This window comes from Pseudomonas sp. GNP012 (genome assembly GCF_054343835.1).
In genome coordinates, this window is sequence record NZ_JBTGUU010000001.1 from 2,044,335 (window position 1) to 2,064,566 (window position 20,232).

The 20,232-nt window shown below is 57.6% G+C and carries 22 protein-coding genes; 11 read left to right on the forward strand and 11 right to left on the reverse strand.

From position 1 onward, the window contains the following. Positions 1 to 25: 25 nt before the first annotated feature. Complete coding sequence (locus ACXX83_RS09150; RefSeq protein WP_008020806.1) at positions 26 to 193, reverse strand: hypothetical protein; 168 nt, start codon at positions 191 to 193, stop codon at positions 26 to 28. Positions 194 to 230: 37 nt separating this feature from the next. Beyond that, the gene (locus ACXX83_RS09155) at positions 231 to 533 is read right to left on the reverse strand and encodes a DUF1883 domain-containing protein (RefSeq protein ID WP_007912251.1); all 303 of its coding nucleotides are present in this window, start codon (positions 531 to 533) and stop codon (positions 231 to 233) included. Between the two features lie 201 nt (positions 534 to 734). Between ACXX83_RS09155 and ACXX83_RS09160 the strand changes: the two genes are divergently transcribed. Together ACXX83_RS09160 and ACXX83_RS09165 are read left to right on the forward strand one after the other, a co-directional pair. Continuing rightward, a complete protein-coding gene (locus ACXX83_RS09160; protein WP_407802348.1) occupies positions 735 to 1,091 on the forward strand; it encodes a hypothetical protein in 357 nt (118 codons plus the stop codon). A 72-nt stretch (positions 1,092 to 1,163) separates the two neighbouring features. Beyond that, positions 1,164 to 1,394: a hypothetical protein gene (locus tag ACXX83_RS09165; RefSeq protein WP_007975952.1), complete on the forward strand. Its 231-nt coding sequence runs from the start codon at positions 1,164 to 1,166 to the stop codon at positions 1,392 to 1,394. 11 nt (positions 1,395 to 1,405) lie between these two features. Here the strand turns inward: ACXX83_RS09165 and ACXX83_RS09170 are convergent, their stop codons facing one another. Then, positions 1,406 to 1,687 carry a hypothetical protein gene (locus tag ACXX83_RS09170; protein ID WP_015094930.1) on the reverse strand — a complete coding sequence of 94 codons (282 nt, stop codon included), beginning with the start codon at positions 1,685 to 1,687 and terminating at the stop codon, positions 1,406 to 1,408. Between the two features lie 137 nt (positions 1,688 to 1,824). Continuing rightward, positions 1,825 to 2,013 (reverse strand): hypothetical protein, encoded by a 189-nt coding sequence (locus ACXX83_RS09175; protein ID WP_217838258.1) that lies wholly within the window; start codon positions 2,011 to 2,013, stop codon positions 1,825 to 1,827. Between the two features lie 290 nt (positions 2,014 to 2,303). Between ACXX83_RS09175 and galU the strand changes: the two genes are divergently transcribed. The 3 genes from galU to gorA all read left to right on the forward strand — a co-directional run bounded on the left by galU (position 2,304) and on the right by gorA (position 6,462). Beyond that, entirely contained in the window at positions 2,304 to 3,143 is an 840-nt protein-coding gene (galU, locus tag ACXX83_RS09180; RefSeq protein ID WP_007975949.1) for a UTP--glucose-1-phosphate uridylyltransferase GalU, read from the forward strand. Between the two features lie 338 nt (positions 3,144 to 3,481). Continuing rightward, complete coding sequence (locus tag ACXX83_RS09185; RefSeq protein ID WP_458548185.1) at positions 3,482 to 4,996, forward strand: MFS transporter; 1,515 nt, start codon at positions 3,482 to 3,484, stop codon at positions 4,994 to 4,996. 107 nt (positions 4,997 to 5,103) lie between these two features. Beyond that, positions 5,104 to 6,462 (forward strand): glutathione-disulfide reductase, encoded by a 1,359-nt coding sequence (gene gorA, locus ACXX83_RS09190; RefSeq protein WP_458548186.1) that lies wholly within the window; start codon positions 5,104 to 5,106, stop codon positions 6,460 to 6,462. Here the strand turns inward: gorA and ACXX83_RS09195 are convergent. Beyond that, on the reverse strand, positions 6,459 to 7,469 hold the full coding sequence (locus ACXX83_RS09195) for a DNA-binding protein (protein WP_458548187.1): 1,011 nt from the start codon (positions 7,467 to 7,469) through the stop codon (positions 6,459 to 6,461). The genes gorA and ACXX83_RS09195 overlap by 4 nt on opposite strands. Positions 7,470 to 7,647: 178 nt before the next feature. Between ACXX83_RS09195 and ACXX83_RS09200 the strand changes: the two genes are divergently transcribed. The 3 genes from ACXX83_RS09200 to ahpF all read left to right on the forward strand — a co-directional run bounded on the left by ACXX83_RS09200 (position 7,648) and on the right by ahpF (position 10,984). Further along, complete coding sequence (locus tag ACXX83_RS09200) at positions 7,648 to 8,586, forward strand: site-specific integrase (protein ID WP_458548188.1); 939 nt, start codon at positions 7,648 to 7,650, stop codon at positions 8,584 to 8,586. A gap of 138 nt (positions 8,587 to 8,724) precedes the next feature. Continuing rightward, on the forward strand, positions 8,725 to 9,288 hold the full coding sequence (gene ahpC / locus ACXX83_RS09205) for an alkyl hydroperoxide reductase subunit C (RefSeq protein ID WP_007975937.1): 564 nt from the start codon (positions 8,725 to 8,727) through the stop codon (positions 9,286 to 9,288). Positions 9,289 to 9,421: 133 nt separating this feature from the next. Further along, positions 9,422 to 10,984, forward strand: coding sequence for an alkyl hydroperoxide reductase subunit F (gene ahpF, locus ACXX83_RS09210; RefSeq protein ID WP_458548189.1), 1,563 nt, complete (start codon positions 9,422 to 9,424; stop codon positions 10,982 to 10,984). 163 nt (positions 10,985 to 11,147) lie between these two features. On the opposite strand, the gene gloA is transcribed toward ahpF, so the two are convergent. Beyond that, positions 11,148 to 11,669: a lactoylglutathione lyase gene (gene gloA / locus ACXX83_RS09215; RefSeq protein ID WP_217838264.1), complete on the reverse strand. Its 522-nt coding sequence runs from the start codon at positions 11,667 to 11,669 to the stop codon at positions 11,148 to 11,150. Between the two features lie 144 nt (positions 11,670 to 11,813). On the opposite strand from gloA, the gene ACXX83_RS09220 reads away from it, so the two are divergent. Further along, positions 11,814 to 12,332, forward strand: coding sequence for a DUF4946 domain-containing protein (locus tag ACXX83_RS09220; RefSeq protein ID WP_458548191.1), 519 nt, complete (start codon positions 11,814 to 11,816; stop codon positions 12,330 to 12,332). A gap of 163 nt (positions 12,333 to 12,495) precedes the next feature. On the opposite strand, the gene ACXX83_RS09225 is transcribed toward ACXX83_RS09220, so the two are convergent. The 3 genes from ACXX83_RS09225 to ACXX83_RS09235 all read right to left on the reverse strand — a co-directional run bounded on the left by ACXX83_RS09225 (position 12,496) and on the right by ACXX83_RS09235 (position 15,621). Beyond that, the gene (locus ACXX83_RS09225; protein WP_008065377.1) at positions 12,496 to 12,858 is read right to left on the reverse strand and encodes a histone-like nucleoid-structuring protein, MvaT/MvaU family; all 363 of its coding nucleotides are present in this window, start codon (positions 12,856 to 12,858) and stop codon (positions 12,496 to 12,498) included. A gap of 233 nt (positions 12,859 to 13,091) precedes the next feature. Beyond that, positions 13,092 to 14,624, reverse strand: a complete 1,533-nt coding sequence (locus tag ACXX83_RS09230; RefSeq protein ID WP_458548193.1) for an EAL domain-containing protein — start codon at positions 14,622 to 14,624, stop codon at positions 13,092 to 13,094. A 124-nt stretch (positions 14,625 to 14,748) separates the two neighbouring features. After that, complete coding sequence (locus ACXX83_RS09235) at positions 14,749 to 15,621, reverse strand: LysR family transcriptional regulator (RefSeq protein ID WP_458548194.1); 873 nt, start codon at positions 15,619 to 15,621, stop codon at positions 14,749 to 14,751. Between the two features lie 78 nt (positions 15,622 to 15,699). On the opposite strand from ACXX83_RS09235, the gene ACXX83_RS09240 reads away from it, so the two are divergent. Next, positions 15,700 to 16,644 carry a DMT family transporter gene (locus tag ACXX83_RS09240; RefSeq protein ID WP_458548195.1) on the forward strand — a complete coding sequence of 315 codons (945 nt, stop codon included), beginning with the start codon at positions 15,700 to 15,702 and terminating at the stop codon, positions 16,642 to 16,644. Positions 16,645 to 16,894: 250 nt separating this feature from the next. Next, complete coding sequence (gene hppD / locus ACXX83_RS09245) at positions 16,895 to 17,971, forward strand: 4-hydroxyphenylpyruvate dioxygenase (protein WP_007979060.1); 1,077 nt, start codon at positions 16,895 to 16,897, stop codon at positions 17,969 to 17,971. A gap of 127 nt (positions 17,972 to 18,098) precedes the next feature. On the opposite strand, the gene rarD is transcribed toward hppD, so the two are convergent. Both rarD and ACXX83_RS09255 read right to left on the reverse strand, forming a co-directional pair. Beyond that, positions 18,099 to 18,980 (reverse strand): EamA family transporter RarD, encoded by an 882-nt coding sequence (gene rarD / locus ACXX83_RS09250; protein ID WP_407802339.1) that lies wholly within the window; start codon positions 18,978 to 18,980, stop codon positions 18,099 to 18,101. Positions 18,981 to 19,179: 199 nt separating this feature from the next. Next, entirely contained in the window at positions 19,180 to 20,193 is a 1,014-nt protein-coding gene (locus ACXX83_RS09255; RefSeq protein ID WP_458548196.1) for an aldo/keto reductase, read from the reverse strand. Positions 20,194 to 20,232: the final 39 nt, after the last annotated feature.

Here is a 20,232-nt window from a genome sequence, read left to right on the forward strand (position 1 = left end):
ACGTCCATTGTCGCTCCGGATTGCGTTACAGCGCTTTGCTGACGCTGATTTCGCTGATGACGTCGTCCGGTCCATGAATGGCATCCAGCGCCGCTTTGGCTTCTTCTGCGGTGCCGTTTTCAAGCTGGGCAAACTCGAAGCGGCGCTCACCGTTGAGTTTGTATTTGATGACGTACTTGGTCGTTTGGGCCACGGTCGTATCTGCCTGTCTTGTGTTTCGGGTGTGCTGATCAGCTCAGTTTCGTGCTGGAACGGCGAATGATTTTGATCGAATGCGTCAGGGTGGGCTTGCGCGTCACGCTGATAGCGCGGCGGTTGACGGTATCGATCGTGATGTTCCAGAAACCGGTGCTGGGGGCGGTGATGCGCGCCGGAAACGTGTCGAACGCACCGCCGTGATAGGTGTGACGGCCGCCATTCTTGAAGCTGCGGAAGTTGGCGTCGTTCATCAAACGGATGTTGCACATTTGGGAGCATTGAATGACGACGATGTCGTCTTCATTGAGGTGCTCGCGCTGATGGATAAATTTCATGGGGCGCCTCCAGAAGGGCTTTTTCTACAAAATCAAAACGATAGCATGGGCGATGGGCGCAGTTTATCAGCCCGAAGGCCTTATTATCCGGTCGCTTTGACAATTAAAAACGCTAATTTCACCTTTGATGAGCGATAAAGCAGTTTGCCTCGGAGAAAAAACGCATCTGCGTTGTCCGAGCCTCTTTATTGGAGGTTTTGTATGAAGTGGGGTTTGTGGGTTGTTTCGCTGGCGGCATTGGTGAGTGGTTGTGCGAACGTCTCTGACATCAACGAGTCACTGCCGACCATGAGCGTGATTTCTGGCAAGAACCCCCATGAATATGCGCAATGCCTCAGCGAAAAACTGACCGACAGCCGTGGCGCCTTGCAAATCGAGCCGCACAAGGATGGCCTGCGTGTGATTGTGCCGCTCAAGTTTTCCACGGGGCCGTCAGCCGTATTCGACATTGAAGAGCGCTCGGGTGGCAGCAGCATCAAGCTGCACGAAAGCATGTCCAACGTCCCGGTGCGTCCAAAGGATGTACAGAAGGCTGCCACCGAGTGCATTTCCGGCTGATAAACTATCGACCAACAGCACCGATGCCGCCAAAGCCTGTTTTTGGCGGCATCGTCATTTCTGGAGTCGACTATGAAACGAGAGCAGGTCCGGGAGCGCCATGCAGAGGGACTTATCTCTGCCACCCATGTGATCCAGAATCCGGCGGAGCTGGGGGAATGGATCGTGTTTTTCAAGAAAAGCGCCGGGCGCAGCTATTTCCTGGTGGATGACAATGATGAAGTCGAGTCCTTTGGCAAACTCGACGATCTGATTGAAACGGTGCGCGGACTCGGGATCAGGTTCGCCGAAATTCATCTGTAGGGCAGAGCGCCCTATTTGCAGACCACCACGACGCTACGGTTCTTGTAATTGCCGATATCGGCGCCGAGGGTTTTTTCACTGACCTTGAGCGCTGGCGTGCCGTCGGTGCCGACAATCCGGTAGCCGGTACCTGCACAGGAGGCATCGGCCTTTTCGTAGCAGGCGGCCCAGGAATTCGCCTCTCCCGAGCAGTCGATCGTCAGACCCTGCTCTCCGTTGCCCAGGTAGGTTTCTTCCGACGTTGCGCAGCCACTCAGGGCCAATACCGCTAGCAAAGGCAAAATTTTATTCATGGTTTGATCATCGTCAGGGGGGTGGGCTAAGGCTGAGACAGCGTCGGAGTCAAAAGGTTATAGCCAAAGGCCACTTCTTTTTCGGAGTTCATAAAAAAGCCCTGCGCCATGGCAGGGCTTTTCGCATCGTACGTCGATCAGCTCTTGTCCTTGCCGCGTCGCTTGGGTTCCGGATGCTCAAGCTCCAGCACCGAGGCCACTTCGATTGCCAAGGCTTCGGAAGGGAAAGGCCCGGCGATATTTTCACCGGTGACACTGGCCACCCACCATTGGCCGTCTTTCACCTTGTTGATCAGGAATCCGTTGACGCTTTTTTCTTGCGACATCTATTTGCCTCGTTGTCTGGTTCAATCGCGCCATGATACCGGCAAACGCACGCAACGGGGGGCGATGGGCGTATGGTGATGGGTTCCGGGCGCTAGAAAACCGTGCATTTGCGCCAGTCTCTGCTATGCATAAGAGGCTGTGCAATCGCCTGTGCAACCTCGCAGGGAACTATCCGTCAGAATAATTCTCTATGTTGGCATCAGTTAGCCAGCGCGGGGGCATTGTAAGGTGCACGCCGCCTGATTAGACTGCGCCGAAACTCGTACACACAGCCCTTTCAAGGACTTTTATGATCAAGAAATGCTTGTTCCCAGCAGCCGGTTACGGTACTCGCTTCCTGCCAGCGACTAAAGCCATGCCCAAAGAAATGCTGCCGGTGGTGAACAAGCCACTGATCCAGTACGGCGTCGAAGAAGCACTGGATGCCGGCTTGAACGAAATCTCCATCGTCACAGGTCGCGGCAAGCGCGCCCTGGAAGACCACTTCGACATCAGCTACGAGCTGGAAAACCAGATCAAGGGCACCGACAAGGAGAAATACCTGGTCGGCATCCGTCGCCTGCTGGATGAGTGCTCGTTCTCCTACACTCGCCAGACAGAAATGAAAGGCCTGGGTCATGCGATCCTGACCGGTCGCCCGCTGATCGGCGACGAGCCGTTCGCCGTGGTGTTGGCGGATGACCTGTGCGTCAACCTGGAAGGTGACGGCGTTCTGAAGCAGATGGTCAAGCTGTACAAGCAGTATCGCTGCACCATCGTCGCGATCATGGAAGTGGACCCGCAGGAAACCAGCAAGTACGGCGTGATTGCAGGCGACCTGATTGGTGACGACCTGTACCGCGTGCGCAACATGGTCGAGAAACCAAAGCCGGAAGATGCCCCGTCGAACCTGGCGATCATCGGTCGTTACATCATGACGCCGGACATCTTCAGCCTGATCGAACAAACCGAGCCAGGCAAAGGCGGCGAGATCCAGATCACCGACGCCCTGATGAAACAGGCGCAGGATGGATGCGTGATTGCCTACAAGTTCAAAGGCAAGCGTTTCGACTGCGGTGGCGCTGAAGGCTACATCGACGCGACCAACTTCTGCTTCGAGAACTTCTACAAGACGGGTAAGGCTTACTGATAGCGCTTGAGCTGCTTGTATTGAATTCACCTTCTCAGTTTGTGTAACAACAAACAGATAAAGACCCAGGTAAACGCCCCGACTTGTTCGGGGCGTTTGCTTTTGTGTGGACTCAAGTACGCAGGGGAGCGAGAAGGTAGGCATCGCCTGACATCTCTCGGTAGGTGTTGCGAAAGAAAATCCTGATTTGTTAATTGCATGGGCAAACGATGATTGTTGCGACTAAAAACCTCTGTATTAAATGGGATCTACCAGAGCCGGCTTGCTCGGTGTGACTAATGTCAGGTCTAGGGCACGCTTAAAGTCACTGGGGTGTATGAGGAAATGGAGTTTCGTGAATGGCGTTAACAGGAGGCGTGGCCCTAAAACGGTGGTTGGCTCTAAGCGTACTGATGCTACCGGTACTGCTGGTAACAATTGACAATACGGTACTTGGATTCGCGTTGCCCAAGATTGCCGAGGCCCTGAGTCCAAGTGCTAGCCAGCAGTTGTGGATAATTGATGCTTACTCCTTGGTATTGGCGGGATTGCTGGTATCTATGGGGAGTGTGGGAGATCGGGTCGGTCATCGTAAGTTGTTGTTGATCGGGTCCTTGGGTTTTGCGATTGTGTCGGTATTAACCGCGTATTCCGATACCGCCGCGCAACTGATTGCCGGGCGAGCTTGTATGGGCGTTTTCGGCGCAATGCTGATGCCCTCAACGCTGGCGTTGATACGTTCGGTGTTCGAGGACCGAGAAGAACGCAGGCTCGCAGTCGCGATCTGGGCGACGACGTTGACGGTAGGTTCGGCACTCGGTCCTTTGGTGGGCGGGGTGTTGCTGGAATTCTTCAGTTGGGGGGCGATTTTCCTGTTGGCGGTGCCCGTGTTGGTGCCACTGCTGGTGCTGGGGCCACTGTTGTTGCCCGAATCCGAGCGCGATGCTTCAGGACCGTTGGATCCGATAAGCATCCTGCAATCGATGGTAGCCCTTGGTGCCATTGTTTATGGCATTAAGCACAGCGCCAGTAATGGTATCGACTGGATGGCGCTGACAGCATTTGCAGTAGGCGCAGTTGCGGGATGGATGTTTGTGTTTCGACAGTTACGTTTGCCAGTGCCGCTGATGGATCTGAGTCTGTTTCGTAGTGGCGCCTTTAGCGGCTCTGTCGCGATCAATTTGATGAGTCTCGCGTTTCTCGTCGGCTTCGTATTCTTTACCACTCAGTTCCTGCAGATCGTTCTTCAGATGTCGCCCTTGAGTGCTAGCCTCGCGTTGGTTCCTGGTCAGGTTATGGCGATCATAGTGGGAATGGCGGTCGTATCAATTGCACGGCGATTACAGGTGCATGTGCTGATACCGATTCTGATGGCTTTTGCTGGAGCGGCGTTTTTGCTGGTCGCCAGTATGGGCAGTAGCCTGACCGTTCTGGTGGTGGCTTTTGCCTTGCTGAACATTGGCGTGGGCGCGATCGCGACGGTGTCCAATGATGTGATTTTGTCTGCCGCACCGCCGGCAAAGGCAGGCGCCGCGTCGGCCATTAGCGAAACGGCCTATGAAGTGGGCGTAGTTCTGGGGACGACAGTGCTAGGTGGTGTCGTCACCGCCTACTATCGCGGTGCATTGCAGCTTCCGGGGTTCCTGAGCGAAGTGCAGATGATGCTGGCGAGTGAGACGCTGTCTGGCGCCTATCATGTGGCGGCAGACTTGTCGGGTGATCAAGCAAGGGAATTGATGGTGCAGGCGGGAAGGGCATTCGAAGGTGGAATCGGTTTGGTTTCGTGGGTGACGTTCGGCTTGGCACTCATGGCGATTTTGATTGCTTGGCGCACTCTGCGGACACCGAAAACGCAATCCGCAGAGGGGCATTGATTGAAAACGAAGATTGGGTCGCGCATTGCCCAGCCTGAGCATTTCAGCACAATGCTTGCTCAGCGGCTGTCCGCAGGTATGCTGTTGGCCTGCCGAGGAGATTGAAAATGGCCTACGATTTTGACCTTTATGTGATTGGTGCCGGTTCCGGCGGTGTGCGGGCTGCGCGGTTTGCCGCCGGGTTTGGCGCGAAAGTGGCGGTGGCCGAGAGTCGCTACCTGGGCGGCACCTGTGTGAACGTCGGTTGCGTGCCGAAAAAATTGCTGGTCTACGGTGCGCACTTCGCCGAGGACTTCGAGCAGGCATCCGGTTTTGGATGGAGCCTGGATGAAGCGCAGTTCGACTGGCCGACGCTGATCGCCAACAAGGACCGCGAGATCAATCGCCTCAATGGCATTTATCGCAACCTGCTGGTCAACAGCAGCGTCACCTTGCATGAGGGGCACGCGAAGATCGTCGATCCGCATCAGGTCGAGATCAATGGCGAGCGCTTTACCGCCAGGAACATCCTGATCGCGACCGGTGGCTGGCCACAGATTCCGGAGATTCCGGGGCACGAGCATGCCATCAGTTCCAACCAGGCGTTCTTCCTCAAAGAGCTGCCCAAGCGGGTGTTGGTGGTGGGCGGTGGCTACATTGCCGTCGAGTTCGCCGGGATCTTCCATGGTCTGGGTGCCGAGACCACGTTGCTGTATCGCGGCGAACTGTTCCTGCGCGGCTTTGACGGTTCGGTGCGCAAGCACTTGCAGGAAGAGTTGACCAAGCGTGGCATGAACCTGCAATTCAACGCGGACATCGAGCGTATCGACAAGCAGGCCGATGGCAGCTTGAAAGTCACGCTCAAGGACGGCCGCCAACTGGAAGCCGATTGCGTGTTCTACGCCACCGGGCGTCGTCCGATGCTGGACAATCTCGGGCTGGAAAACACCGGGGTCAAGCTCGACAAGAAGGGTTTTGTCGAAGTCGATGAGCTGTATCAAACCGCCGAGCCGTCGATTCTGGCGCTGGGCGATGTGATCGGTCGTGTTCAGCTGACGCCGGTCGCGCTGGCTGAAGGCATGGCGGTTGCGCGACGCCTGTTCAAGCCTGAGCAGTATCGTGCGGTGGATTACAAGATGATCCCGACGGCAGTGTTCAGCCTGCCGAACATCGGCACCGTCGGTTTGACCGAAGAAGAGGCCCGCGAAGCCGGCCACGAGGTGCAGATCTTCGAAAGCCGCTTCCGGCCAATGAAGCTGACCCTGACAGAGTGCCAGGAGCGCACGCTGATGAAGCTGGTGGTGGATGCCAAGACTGACAAGGTATTGGGTTGCCACATGGTCGGCCCCGAGGCCGGTGAAATCGTCCAGGGCCTGGCGATTGCCTTGAAGGCCGGTGCCACCAAGCGCGACTTCGACGAAACCATCGGCGTGCACCCGACGGCCGCCGAAGAGTTCGTCACCATGCGCACGCCGGTCGCCGGTTAATCGTCCTTCGCTGCGTCTGCCGCTGCCGCAAGGGTTGCGGCCAGACGTACGCGTTCTTCCAGATCCGTCCGGGTCCTGGTCAGTTCAATTTCCAGTGACTTGTTGAGCTGCGACTGCTCATCGACGTTCTGCTTGAGTGCCTGACTTTCCAGCAAGGCGACGCGCAGGCGTTCCTGGAGGAGGGTGCGCTCGCCGTCGACGCGGGTGGCCTGTTCCAGCAACTGATCCTGGCGGGTATTGCTTTGCTTGAGCTGTTCCTGCAGCAGGCTCAGCTCGCGCAGTGTGCCGCGGTTTTCAGTCAGCAAGCGTTCGTTGTCGCGGTGCAACTGGGTGATTTCATCCTGGCGTACCAGTGCGCTTTGTTGTGCCTGGCGCAGTTCCATCTGTAGCTGTTGCACCTGGCCTTCGTGGCGACTCATTTCCTGTTCGCGCTGTTCCTTGACCGCATTGCGGTAGTGCTCCAGTGCGTCGCGTGTGTGCAGGTGCTTTTCCTCGAGGGAGCGGATCTGCTCGTCCTTGTCTTTCAAGCGCAATTCGAAATCGGCCAGCGCCTGGTTCATCCCGGCGTTACGGGTTTGCTCCGTTTGCAGCATGGCGCGGGTTTCTTGCAGGGCCTCGGATTCCTGAGTCAGTGCCAGGCTCTGGAACTCGTATTGCTGGTGCAGTTCGCTGTTGGCCTCTTGCGCTTCGTCGAGCTGTTTTTCCAGCGCCTTGCGTTGTTCCTCGTACTGCGTGCGCGCCTGGTCGATGGGTTCCTGTGCCTGCTCCTTGAGTCTTTGTGCGAGCCGCGCCACCAGCGCCATCAGTTCGTCGTCAATCGGTTCCGCTGGCGCTTCAGCCGTCTCGTTCCTGTCATCGAGCTCTTTGAGGTAGCGATGAATCGTGGTTTTCGAGCCGGTATTGCCCATTTCGATCCGTACGGCATCGATGCTGGGGTTTTCGCCGCGGGCGAGGATCGCCAACCGAGCGGCTTGCACCACCGCCTTATTTACACCGCCGCGTGCCATGAGATCTCCCGGGTTTTGTTGATGTGGTACGTACCACGTAAATACACATTGTACCATTCAATTGATAAAGTTAAATGCTGAATGTATTTAACACGGGATATACTGGTATTACCCCGTGTGATACGCCAAGTACCGGTTTTTGACCCGTCAAAGCGGTATGAATTCAAGAGTTGACCCCATGACTGAACTGGATCGTTACCTGCAAGCCGCAACTCGCGACAACACCCGTCGCAGCTATCGGGCAGCCATCGAACACTTCGAAGTCACGTGGGGCGGGTTTCTGCCGGCAACCGGCGACAGCGTGGCGCGTTATCTGGTGGCGCATGCCGGGGTGTTGTCGATCAATACGTTAAAACTGCGCTTGTCGGCCTTGGCGCAGTGGCACAACAGCCAGGGTTTTGCCGACCCCACCAAGGCGCCGGTGGTGCGCAAGGTGTTCAAGGGCATCCGCGCGTTGCACCCGGCCCAGGAAAAACAGGCCGAACCCTTGCAGCTTCAACACCTGGAGCAGGTGGTCAGTCGTCTGGAGCTGGAAGTGCAAATCGCAAGGGCCGAAGGCGACCGACCGGGATTGCTGCGGGCCAGGCGCGACATGGCGTTGATCCTGCTGGGCTTCTGGCGCGGCTTTCGCAGCGACGAGTTGTGCAGGCTTCAGGTTGAACACGTGCAGGCCAGCGCCGGTTCCGGCATCAGCCTTTATCTGCCGCGCAGCAAGAGTGATCGCGACAACCTCGGCAAGACTTATCAGACGCCGGCCTTGCAGCGGTTGTGCCCGGTGCAGGCTTACTTTGACTGGATCACCGAAGCGGCACTGGTGCGTGGGCCGGTGTTTCGTGGCATCGATCGCTGGGGGCATTTGGGTGAGGAGGGGTTGCACGCCAACAGCGTGATTCCCTTGTTGCGCCAGGCGTTGGCGCGCGCAGGCATTGCCGGCGAACTCTACACCAGCCATTCCTTGCGCCGCGGCTTTGCGACCTGGGCGCATCAAAGCGGCTGGGATCTGAAGTCGCTGATGAGTTATGTGGGCTGGAAGGACATGAAGTCGGCCATGCGCTACATCGAAGCCAGTCCGTTCCTGGGGATGGCGCGCCTCACGGAAAAGCCGATTGAGTCATAGAGATCGTTTTCTTCTATAAATACAGTCGGCTAATAGCGAAAGCCAATCAGCAGCATCAGGTTTGCCAATGAGCCTTCCGTTCGTCGAGTGGGTAAAGTTCTCTCCATCAACTTCTTAACCCCTGACGGAGAGTCAACGATGCCTATCATCAACAGCCAAGTTAAACCGTTCAAAGCTGACGCATTCAAAAATGGCGACTTCGTAAAAGTCTCGGACGCTGACCTGAAAGGCAAGTGGTCTGTCGTGTTCTTCTACCCGGCCGACTTCACCTTCGTCTGCCCGACCGAGCTGGAAGACCTGGCTGACAACTACGACGCCTTCCAGAAACTGGGCGTCGAGATCTACAGCGTTTCCACCGACACCCACTTTGCCCACGCTGCCTGGCACAACACTTCGCCAGCCATCGGCAAAATCCAGTACACCATGATCGGCGACCCGACCCACGCCATCTCCCGCAACTTCGACGTGCTGATCGAAGAAGCAGGCCTGGCTGACCGTGGCACCTTCGTGATCAACCCGGAAGGCCAGATCAAGATCGTTGAACTGAACGACGGCGGTGTAGGTCGTGACGCTTCCGAGCTGCTGCGCAAAATCAAGGCTGCCCAGTACGTCGCTGCTCACCCGGGCCAGGTTTGCCCTGCCAAGTGGAAAGAAGGCGAGGCCACTCTGGCGCCGTCCCTGGACCTGGTCGGCAAGATCTAAGTCTGTGACGCGCTTCATCAGGGCGGACTTCCGCACCTTCTAAGCAAGCTGCACCGCCCAATAAAAACGCCCGGGCGAGATTCGCTCGGGCGTTTTTTTATGTCTTCGCAAAAGCAAAAAGGAAATCGCCCGTATGTTGGACACCAATCTTAAAGCCCAGTTGAAATCGTACCTGGAACGGGTCACCCAGCCGATCGAGATCGTTGCTTCCCTCGACGACGGTGCGAAATCCCAGGAAATGCTCGAACTGTTGAAAGACGTTACCAGTCTTTCCACCCAGATTACTTTGCTCGACAACGGTGATGATGCACGCAAGCCATCGTTCTCGATCAATCGCCCGGGAGCCGACATCAGCCTGCGTTTCGCCGGCATCCCGATGGGCCATGAATTCACTTCGCTGGTGCTGGCCTTGCTGCAAGTCGGCGGTCATCCGTCCAAAGCCAGTGTTGAGGTGATCGAGCAGATTCGCACGCTCAAAGGCGAGTTCAACTTCGAGACTTACTTCTCGCTGTCGTGCCAGAACTGCCCGGACGTGGTCCAGGCGCTGAACCTGATGGCGGTACTGAACCCGAACATTCGCCACGTCGCCATCGACGGTGCGCTGTTCCAGGCTGAGGTCGATGAACGCCAGATCATGGCCGTGCCCAGCATCTACCTCAATGGCGTGAACTTCGGCCAGGGCCGCATGGGCCTGGAAGAAATCCTCGCGAAGATCGACACCAGCGGCATTGAACGCCAGGCCGAGAAAATCAGCGCCAAGGACGCCTTTGACGTACTGGTGGTCGGCGGTGGCCCGGCCGGTGCTTCGGCGGCCATCTATGCGGCCCGTAAGGGCATTCGCACCGGTGTCGCGGCCGAGCGTTTTGGTGGTCAGGTGCTGGACACCATGGCCATCGAAAACTTCATCTCGGTGCAGGAAACCGAAGGGCCGAAACTGGCCGTGGCCCTGGAAGAACACGTCAAACAGTACGACGTGGACATCATGAATCTGCAACGTGCCGACAAACTGGTGCCCGGCAAAAATGGCGAGCTGCACCAGATTCACTTCGCCAGTGGCGCATCGCTCAAAGCCAAAAGCGTGATTCTGGCGACTGGAGCGCGGTGGCGTGAAATGAACGTCCCGGGCGAGCAGGAATACCGCAACAAAGGCGTGGCGTACTGCCCGCACTGCGACGGCCCGCTGTTCAAGGGCAAGCGCGTGGCAGTCATTGGCGGCGGTAACTCCGGCGTCGAGGCGGCCATCGACCTGGCGGGCATCGTGTCCCACGTCACGCTGCTGGAGTTCGACGTTCAGTTGCGCGCCGATGCGGTGTTGCAGCGCAAGTTGCACAGCCTGCCGAACGTCACCGTGATCACCAGTGCGCAAACCACCGAAGTCACCGGCGACGGCCAGAAGGTCAACGGCATGCGCTACAAGGATCGCCAGAGCGACGAAGTGCGCAGCGTGGAGCTGGAAGGGATCTTTGTGCAGATCGGTTTGCTGCCCAACACCGATTGGCTCAAAGGCACGATTGAGCTGTCACCCCGTGGCGAGATCATTGTTGACGCTCGCGGTGAAACGTCGGTGCCGGGTGTGTTCGCCGCCGGCGACGTGACCACTGTGCCGTACAAGCAGATCGTGATTGCGGTGGGCGAGGGCGCCAAGGCTTCGCTAAGCGCCTTCGATCACCTGATCCGCACGTCCGCCCCGGCATAAAACCCGGCGCTGAAAACACAAAACCCCATGAACGATCATGGGGTTTTTTGTGCCTTGCACATTACTTATGTAGGAGCGAGCTTGCTCGCGATGGTCGTCAACGATAACGCGGGTTGGCAGGTGCCCCGCGGTGTACTCAGGTTTATCGCGAGCAAGCTCGCTCCTACAGAGGCGCCGGCTGGATGATCTCGACCCAGTAGGCGTCCGGGTCCTTGATGAATGCCAGGCTCTTCATGCGGCCATCGCTCAGGCGTTTCTGGAAATCGCAGCCCAGTGCTTCAAAGCGCTCGCAGGCGGCGACGATGTCCGGCACCGAGATGCAGATATGGCCAAAACCGCGGGGGTCGGTGTTGCCATTGTGGTAAGCGAAGTCCGGGTCGTTCTCTGTGCCATGGTTGTGGGTCAGTTCGAGAATACCGGGGATCGATTTCATCCACTCGGTGCGCGCGGCGGCATCGGCCGGGATCTGGTTTTTGTCGACCAGCGCCAGGAAATACAGGCTGAACTCGGCTTCCGGGAAGTCGCGTTTTTCCACCAGGCTAAAGCCCAGGATGCGTGTGTAGAAGTCCAGGGACCTGGTGATGTCCTTGACCCGCAGCATGGTGTGGTTGAAGACAAATTTCTGCGTGGCAGTGTCCGGTTGGGCGGTGACGCCGGGGAAGGTGTTCAATTCGTGCAGGCTCATGGGCCCTCCGGAAAATATGTGGGCTAACGGATGGGGGCAATGATACGCAAGGGTACGGACATCACCAAACCCAAACAGTCGGCTATTGCCTGACAGCCGGCCTGGGCCCAGACTTTACGGCTTGATCCGTGAGTGCCGATTGCAATGATTCGATTCCGTAACCTGCTGTTTATCCTGCTGAGTGTGTTTTCGCTTGCTGGCGCTGCTCGTGCCGATGCGCCAGTGGTGACCTGGCCGCAAGGCTGGCAGATCGAAGCTGTCCCTGACTCTGCGGCGGGGGTGAGTCGCCAGCGGGCGGTGAAAAATGATCAGCACGGAGCGCCGCTCCTGGTGATGGAACTGACCATGAGCCCGGTGCAAAGCGATCATCAGGTAAACCTCGAAGGCGTATTGCTGGAGATGCGCAAGTCGGTTCAAAAAGACTTCTTTCAGGGTGGGTATCAAAGTGTCTGTACGCGAATTCATTCGACTACCTTGAGTCGATTGGCCGCGCTGGAAACAACCTGCACCGTGACGCAAAACGGCAGGCATGTGCTTTCGCAAACATTGGTGGCCGCGGTGGATGCCGATAAGGCCTATGTTTTTTCCTATGCAGGGCAGGCCGAGGCTTATAAGGCGAGCCAGGATGAAATAGACGCAGCCCGTAACAGCTTGAAACTTTAGTTGGCGACAGTGCTTTTTCGATGCATGAAAAAAATTTTAGATATCCAAATGGATTAAGCACAAAGTAGTTGGCGGCCAGGTAGTTGTCTTGTGCTCGCCGGGGGCATTTAGATAGCCCATGAAAAAGCCCTGCATAAGCAGGGCTTTTTTGTCGCCGCGAGAGTTAGCCGCGCAGCCAGGAGTCAACGGTGGCTGCACCGTACTGTTCTTTCCAGGCTTTCAGGCCGCGGTGATTGCCGCCCTTGGTTTCAATCAGCTCGCCGGTATGCGGGTTCTGATAAACCTTGACCACACGAGCACGGCGGGTTTTCGGTGCTGCTTGCTGCAGGCCGGATTTTGCCGGGTTAGGGTCGAGAATGGCGATGATGTCGCGCAAGCTCTTGCCATAGGTTTTCATCAAGCCCTGGAGCTTCTCTTCGAATTCGATTTCTTTCTTGAGCCCGGCATCGTTCTTCAGGGATTCCAACTGCTTGAGCTGTTCTTGAAGGGCCTTTTCGGCTGCACGAAATTCAGCGAGTCTGGACAATATCTTTACTCCAATAGTGTGTTTGGCTGATACCAACCGCAAACAAAGCTATAAGCCAAGAGCCTTGAAGCGACTCGGTGATAGTGGCTCACCTGCCAAATTAGCGCAGGCAGGAAAAATTGTAGTAGTTAATTGGTCAAGAGTAAATCCTGTCTTTTTCTTCATGTAACGTTGGTAGTGTCTTGATTCAAATTTATGCCTGTAGTCGTTGTTTTATCGATTAAATTTTCGAGTTAATGGTTGCTTAATGCACTAATGAATTCCGCCCCGGGCATGGGTTTGCCGAACAGATAACCCTGCAGGAAGTTGACCTTACGAGCGCTGAGGTAATCACTCTGCTCACGGGTTTCGACACCTTCGGCCACCATGGCAAGGTCGAGTTTCACGGCCAGGTCGATGATGCTGTCGAGGATGTGGCTGGAGAGGGTGTCGATGCCGATCATGGCGACAAAACTCTGGTCTATTTTCAGGAAGTCGACATTGAACTGCCGCAGGTAGCCAAGGCTTGAATGACCCGTACCGAAATCGTCGATGGCGATCTTCACGCCCAGTTCGCGAAGTTGCTCGAACAGTTGCAGGGTGATCGCCGTTGGCTCGATAAGTTCGCGCTCGGTCAGTTCCAGTACCAGGTAGATCGAGCCCGGCTCGAACGCATCGAGAAACTCGCGACAATCCTTGACCAGGTCCAGGTCCTGGCAATGGCTGGCGGTAATGTTGATGCCAATGTGAAAGGGTTTTTTGAATCCGGCGGATTGCGGCGCGAGCAGGGCGGCGGTTTGTCGCATGAGCGAACGGGTCATCGGTACGATCAGTCCGCAGTGCTCGGCAAACGGGATGAACAGGTCCGGACGCACCAGGCCTTCCTTCGGATGTTTCCAGCGCATCAGCACTTCAGTACCGGACCAGCTTTTGCTGTCGCCATGCACCACGGGCTGGAAGTACGGAATGAACTCTGCGGCTTCCAGTGCCCGTTGCATTTCCTGGGTGGGGGCCGATGAGCGCTTTTGCAGGAAGTGACCAATTGACCCGGCAATCACGCCGAAGAAAATCAGCAGACTGAACAGGGGGGGATACTCGCTGCTCATGTATCGCCAGGTTTCGCCTTTGGGGAAACCGGCTTGCACGGCAAAAGCATAGTGCCCGGAGGTCAAGCGGCTCTGCGCAACGGGGAGTTCAGGCGCGGCACCTGTGTGAACCTTGCCATCGGCGGACATCCAGTCCGGGCCAACTTGCAGCACCAGCAAGGTCTGGCGGCCGATCAAGCGCAGAACGTTGCCCAAGTGATAACCATAGAGGGTCGTCAGCGCACCTTTTTTTCCTTCGCTCAGGCGGTACACCAGCAAGGCGGTGTTGGGCGTCACCGGATTGCCGTTCATGAGCCACAAAGCGCCCTGGGTGTAGTCTCCGGGGCTGACCGTCTCCTGGTAGTCGCCGAACAGCGAACTGCAATACAGGTTGTTCTCCCACACCAGATTGGTCGAACGCACGAATGGGCGACGAGTGACCTGCTCGCGCAGCGCCAGTTTGACGTCACCGCAACTTTGGCCGGCCATCGGCAGCAGTTCGCGAGCGGCCTGAGAGGCGTTGTCGAGCATCAAGTCGAACTGACGAACTGCTTCCTCGGCGGTTTTTTCGCTGTCTTGCTTGAGCACACGCCCTGCCTGCATGTAAAGAATGGTGGCCCCCAGCAGCACCGGGAGCAATCCGCTGATCAGGGTGACAGCAACTTTTGTGCTGCGACTGCGGGTTTTGGCTTTCAGCGGCATTCGCGAATCCCGTCACGAAGAAGTAAGGCTCTCAACAACTGGCAGGGCAATACGCCTCCCATAAAGAGTTCGGGTAATGGCCATGATAGTTGGCCCTTGGTAGTTGTGCTGGTAGCTATGCCGCTCAACGCAGGTCGAGGCTTGCGGCCAGTTCGATAAAGGCCAGCGTCGCGGGTGATGCCTGGCGTCGATCGAGTACCGCCAGGCCGACCTGGCGCACCACCGTCGGCGACAGCGGTTTTTTCACATAGCGGCTGTTTGATTGATTGGGTAATGAACCTTCGGCGATTACCGTCACCCCGTCGCCGCGAGCGACGACATCCAGGGTGCTTATCAGCTGTGAGCAGCGATAACGGATGTTGGGCGTCAGTCGGGCCGCAGTGAACAGGCGTGAAACCAGCTCCGAAGAACCGGCCTCGGTCAGCACAAACGGGACGTCGCACAGGTCCTTCAGGTTCAGGCTGTCGTGAACCGCCAGCGGGTGGTCGGCGGGCAGCAGCGCGATCATCTGGTCTTCGATCAGCGCGACCGTGTCGAAACGCTCCTCGGGCAACACCACGAAGCCGATGTCGATCCGTCGCTCCTCCAGCCACTGCAGTACCTGGCGGTCAGGGCCTTCATCGATATGCACTTCTATGCCGGGATGGGCGGCGCGGTACTGCTGCAGAATCAACGGCAACAATTTGATCGATGAAGTCGGGCCGAACGAGCCGATACGCAACGTGCCGCGTTTCATGCCCCGCGCATCGGCCGCTTCCTGGCGCAGGGTGTTGGCCAGGCCCAGCATCGCTCGGGCGCGAAGCAGCAACTGCTGGCCAATGTCGCTTGGCTCGACCCGGGTTTGATGCCGGTGCAACAACTCGACCCCTAGCTCCTGCTCCAAAGACTTCAAGGCATGGGATACCGCCGATTGGGAAATGCCCAGGCGATTGGCCGCTGGCGTGAAGCCGTGGAGTTCGGCCACGAGGGAGAAAATCTCCAGTTGAGTGAGGGTCATGAGTATTTGCTCATTTTACAATGACTGACTATTAGTCGAATGATAGATCATCTCTCCGATATCCGACCCTGGAACCTTATGACGATCTGTGAGCAAACCCTGACAAAACCCTCGGATCTGCCGGTGTATCTGAAACTGGCAGGCGTCAGCATGGTGTGGGGCGGCACCTTCGTTGCCGGACGCTTTCTGGCCGACGGCCTCAGCCCGCTGCTGGCTGCCAGCCTGAGGTTTTTACTGGCCAGCGTGGCATTGCTGCTGTTTGTACGCATGGCGCGGATACCGCTGCTCCGGCCCAGCGCCCGGCAATGGCTGCAATTGCTCCTGCTTGGCTTTTTCGGGATCTTCTTCTACAACCTGTGCTTCTTTTATGGCCTGCATTACATCAACGCTTCACGGGCATCCTTGATCGTGGCGCTGAACCCGGCGGTGATCGGGCTGGCTTCCTGGTTGCTGTTCAAGGAGCGCTTGAACCGGACGAAAGTCGCCGGTATCGCGATTTGCATGGCAGGCGCGAGCATGGTGATCGTCAGTCGCAACCCGCAATTATTGGCCGCCGGTACCGATGCCTGGATCGGCGATTTGCTGATTTTCGGCTGCGTGCTCGGCTGGGGCGTCTACTCGCTGTGCTCCAGAGAACTGAACCAGACCCTGGGGCCGGTGCAAACCGTGACCTGGTCGATTCTGCTGGGCACCGTCATGCTCTGGATGACCTGCCTTGTCCGTGGCGAGGTGAGCGTCACCGCGATCGCCCACCTCGGTGCCCAGCAATGGTTGAGCCTTCTGTATCTTGGCGTGCTGGGTTCGGCGCTGGCGTACATTGGCTACTACGACGGCATCCGTAAAATCGGTGCGACGCGTTCCGGGGTGTTCATTGCCTTGAACCCGTTGACAGCGGTGATCCTGGGAGCGCTGTTGCTCGATGAGCCGTTGACGCTGGTCATGTGCCTGGGTGGCGGGCTGATACTGGCGGGGATTTTCCTCTGCAACAAACCCCTTGCGCGGGTAAGGAAAAAGGGGATTTGATACAGAAGGCGGACAAATCTATTTACGCTGTGTAGAATCAGGTTACGCATACAATAATAATCGTCTTCTGGCAGCAGAAGCCTCGCCCGCAAGAGCCTTGGGTCGACAATGAAGATATTCGGGTTTCAACTGATCTACGGTGATTTTCTCGCCCGCAGCGTGCGGGGCATCTCCTGTGCGCCACCCAGCGGTCTCAGCATTGCTTACAACTAACCTTAGTTAATTGATAAAAAATGATGAGGCGCCAACCATGGCAGATTTATACGAAAACCCGATGGGCCTGATGGGCTTTGAATTCATCGAGCTCGCATCGCCGACCCCGAACACCCTGGAACCGATCTTCGAGATCATGGGCTTCACCAAGGTGGCGACCCACCGCTCCAAGGACGTGCACCTGTATCGTCAGGGCGCGATCAACCTGATCCTCAACAACGAACCCCACAGCGTCGCCTCGTACTTCGCGGCCGAGCACGGCCCGTCGGTGTGCGGCATGGCGTTCCGCGTCAAGGATTCGCAAAAAGCCTACAAGCGTGCCCTGGAACTCGGCGCCCAGCCGATCCACATCGAAACCGGCCCGATGGAGCTGAACCTGCCGGCGATCAAAGGCATCGGCGGTGCGCCGCTGTACCTGATCGACCGTTTCGGTGAAGGCAGCTCGATCTATGACATCGACTTCGTGTTCATCGAAGGCGTTGACCGCCACCCGGTCGGTGCCGGCCTGAAGATCATCGATCACCTGACCCATAACGTGTATCGCGGTCGCATGGCCTACTGGGCCAACTTCTACGAGAAGTTGTTCAACTTCCGCGAAATCCGCTACTTCGACATCAAGGGCGAGTACACCGGCCTGACCTCCAAGGCCATGACCGCACCCGATGGCATGATCCGCATCCCGCTGAACGAAGAATCGTCCAAGGGCGCCGGGCAGATCGAAGAGTTCCTGATGCAGTTCAACGGCGAGGGCATCCAGCACGTTGCCTTCCTGTCCGATGACCTGCTCAAGACCTGGGACCACCTGAAAAGCATCGGCATGCGTTTCATGACCGCGCCGCCGGACACCTATTACGAAATGCTCGAAGGCCGTTTGCCGAACCACGGCGAGCCGGTCGGCGAACTGCAGGCGCGTGGCATCTTGCTGGACGGTTCGTCCGAATCGGGCGACAAGCGTCTGCTGTTGCAGATCTTCTCGGAAACCCTGATGGGGCCGGTGTTCTTCGAGTTCATCCAGCGCAAGGGCGATGACGGTTTCGGCGAAGGCAACTTCAAGGCGCTGTTCGAATCGATCGAGCGTGACCAGGTTCGTCGTGGTGTTCTCTCCACTGACTAAACCGTTGACGCTGTAAAAAACTGTGGGAGCGGGCTTGCTCGCGAAAGCGGTGTGTCAGTCGCCATCTAAGCTGGCTGACACACCGCTTTCGCGAGCAAGCCCGCTCCCACATTTGTTTTGTGTGCGATTAAGGCCTGCGCTGCCGCACCAGATGCTTGAACCCTTCGAACACCAGCACCAGCACGGCCATCCAGATCGGGATGTAGGTCAGCCATTCGCCGGCCTTGATGCTCTCTCCCAACAGCAGCGCCACGCCCAGCAGCAGCACCGGTTCGACGTAGCTCAACAAACCGAACAGGCTGAACGGCAGCAGGCGACTGGCAATGATGTAGACCACCAGCGCTGAAGCGCTGATCACGCCGAGCAGCGGGATCAGCAGCGACAACCATGGATGCTGGTCAAACACGCCAAAACCCTGTGCACCGCTCTGAACGAACCAGAAGGCCACCGGCAGCGTCAACGCCATGTCCAGCCACAAGCCGCCGAGGTTGTCCGCTGCCAGCCGTTTGCGCAGAACGAAGTAGGCCGGATAACCAATGCAGACCAGCAAGGTCGCCCAGGAAAAACCACCGACCTGATACACCTCGTTGACCACGCCCAGGCAGGCGAACACCACGGCGACCTTTTGCAGGTACGACAGGCGTTCGCCATAGGCGATCCGCCCGGTCAACACCATGGTCAGCGGCAGCAGGAAGTAACCCAGGGATACATCCAGGCTGTAACCGTTCAGCGGCGCCCACATGAACAGCCACAATTGCACGCCGAGCAGGGCAGAGGAGGCGATCAGCGCGCCAATCAGCTTCGGATCGGCCTTGGCGCGCCGTACGATCTCCAGCACGCGCTTCCACTCGCCTGACACCACCATGAACACGGTCATGCACGGCACGGTCAGCAGCATGCGCCAACCGAAGATTTCCACGCCGCTCAAGGGGGTGAGCAGCGACGTGTAGTAATACATGACGGCAAACAGCACCGAGGCTGAAACCGATAGAGCGATACCTTTAGACAAGCTGTCCTCGCGAGGTTGAAGGTGAAACGGGGGGTGCGGAGGATACGTGGTTTTCGAGCCGAATATTGACCAATCAATCAACACGGTCCAACTGTGGGAGCGGGCTTGCTCGCGAAAGCGGTTTTCCAGCCAACATCAATGTTGAATGTTAAGCAGCCTTCGCGAGCAAGCCCGCTCCCACAATGGGTTATCTGTTCACTCAGTTGCTACGCGGTTTACGCCCCGACACAAAATGGCTCACATCATTGAACCCCGGTGTCGACGCATGCCCCGGTGTCACCAGCGCATCGATGAACGCCTCGTCCTCGGCCGTGATCTTCACCGCCTGCGCCTTAGTGTAGGCGTCCCATTGCGCTTCGGTACGCGGCCCGACAATGGCCGAGGTCACGGCGCTGTTGTTCAGCACCCAGGCAATCGCGAACTCGACGATGCCGACGCCGCGCTCCTGGGTGTACTGCTGGATCTGCTGGGCGATGCGCAGGGATTCGACGCGCCATTCAGTTTCCAGGATGCGTTTGTCCTGGCGACCGGCACGGCTGTTGGCGTCCGGTTTCACATCCGGCGCGTATTTGCCGCTGAGCACCCCGCGCGCCAGCGGGCTGTAGGGCACCACGCCCAGATCGTAGTTTTGCGCCGCCGTGATTTGCTCGGTTTCAGCCTGGCGGTTGACGATGTTGTACAGCGGCTGGCTGATCACCGGCCGGTCAACGCCGAGCTTGTCAGCCACGCGAATCACTTCAGCGATGCGCCAGCCACGATAATTGGACAGGCCCCAATAGCGGATTTTGCCCTGGCGAATCAAGTCGCCGATGGCCGATACCGTGACGTCCAGCGGCGTGTTGTGGTCTTCACGGTGCAGGTAGTAGATGTCGAGGTAGTCGGTGCCCAGGCGCGTCAGGCTGGCGTCGAGACCGTTGAACAGATGCTTGCGGCTCAGACCGCTGCGGTTGGGGATACCGTCCACGGGACCGAAGCCGACCTTGGTGGCCAGTACCCATTCATGACGGCGGCTGGCGATGGCCTCGCCGACGATTTCCTCGGAACGGCCGTTGGTGTAGACGTCGGCGGTGTCGATGAAATTGATGCCCTGGTCCCAGGCCTTGTCGATGATCCGCAGGGAGTCTTCGGTACTGGTCTGTTCGCCGAACATCATGGTGCCCAAGGTCAGGGTGGACACCTGCAGACCCGAATGACCCAGTGTGCGATAGCTCATGAGCAAATCCTTTTACCGGTGGGAAAGGCTCAATCAGAT

Coding starts and splice junctions, on each gene's coding strand:
- ACXX83_RS09165 (WP_007975952.1), top strand. CDS start 1,164: ATGAAACGAGAGCAGGTCCGGGAGCGCCATGCAGAGGGACTTATCTCT.
- ACXX83_RS09185 (WP_458548185.1), top strand. CDS start 3,482: ATGGCGTTAACAGGAGGCGTGGCCCTAAAACGGTGGTTGGCTCTAAGC.
- galU (WP_007975949.1), top strand. CDS start 2,304: ATGATCAAGAAATGCTTGTTCCCAGCAGCCGGTTACGGTACTCGCTTC.
- gloA (WP_217838264.1), bottom strand. CDS start 11,669: ATGAGCCTGCACGAATTGAACACCTTCCCCGGCGTCACCGCCCAACCG.
- ACXX83_RS09160 (WP_407802348.1), top strand. CDS start 735: ATGAAGTGGGGTTTGTGGGTTGTTTCGCTGGCGGCATTGGTGAGTGGT.
- ACXX83_RS09175 (WP_217838258.1), bottom strand. CDS start 2,013: ATGTCGCAAGAAAAAAGCGTCAACGGATTCCTGATCAACAAGGTGAAA.
- ACXX83_RS09230 (WP_458548193.1), bottom strand. CDS start 14,624: ATGCCGCTGAAAGCCAAAACCCGCAGTCGCAGCACAAAAGTTGCTGTC.
- ACXX83_RS09170 (WP_015094930.1), bottom strand. CDS start 1,687: ATGAATAAAATTTTGCCTTTGCTAGCGGTATTGGCCCTGAGTGGCTGC.
- ahpF (WP_458548189.1), top strand. CDS start 9,422: ATGTTGGACACCAATCTTAAAGCCCAGTTGAAATCGTACCTGGAACGG.
- ACXX83_RS09200 (WP_458548188.1), top strand. CDS start 7,648: ATGACTGAACTGGATCGTTACCTGCAAGCCGCAACTCGCGACAACACC.
- ACXX83_RS09195 (WP_458548187.1), bottom strand. CDS start 7,469: ATGGCACGCGGCGGTGTAAATAAGGCGGTGGTGCAAGCCGCTCGGTTG.
- ACXX83_RS09155 (WP_007912251.1), bottom strand. CDS start 533: ATGAAATTTATCCATCAGCGCGAGCACCTCAATGAAGACGACATCGTC.
- ACXX83_RS09240 (WP_458548195.1), top strand. CDS start 15,700: ATGACGATCTGTGAGCAAACCCTGACAAAACCCTCGGATCTGCCGGTG.
- ACXX83_RS09235 (WP_458548194.1), bottom strand. CDS start 15,621: ATGACCCTCACTCAACTGGAGATTTTCTCCCTCGTGGCCGAACTCCAC.
- ACXX83_RS09220 (WP_458548191.1), top strand. CDS start 11,814: ATGATTCGATTCCGTAACCTGCTGTTTATCCTGCTGAGTGTGTTTTCG.
- hppD (WP_007979060.1), top strand. CDS start 16,895: ATGGCAGATTTATACGAAAACCCGATGGGCCTGATGGGCTTTGAATTC.
- ACXX83_RS09255 (WP_458548196.1), bottom strand. CDS start 20,193: ATGAGCTATCGCACACTGGGTCATTCGGGTCTGCAGGTGTCCACCCTG.
- ahpC (WP_007975937.1), top strand. CDS start 8,725: ATGCCTATCATCAACAGCCAAGTTAAACCGTTCAAAGCTGACGCATTC.
- gorA (WP_458548186.1), top strand. CDS start 5,104: ATGGCCTACGATTTTGACCTTTATGTGATTGGTGCCGGTTCCGGCGGT.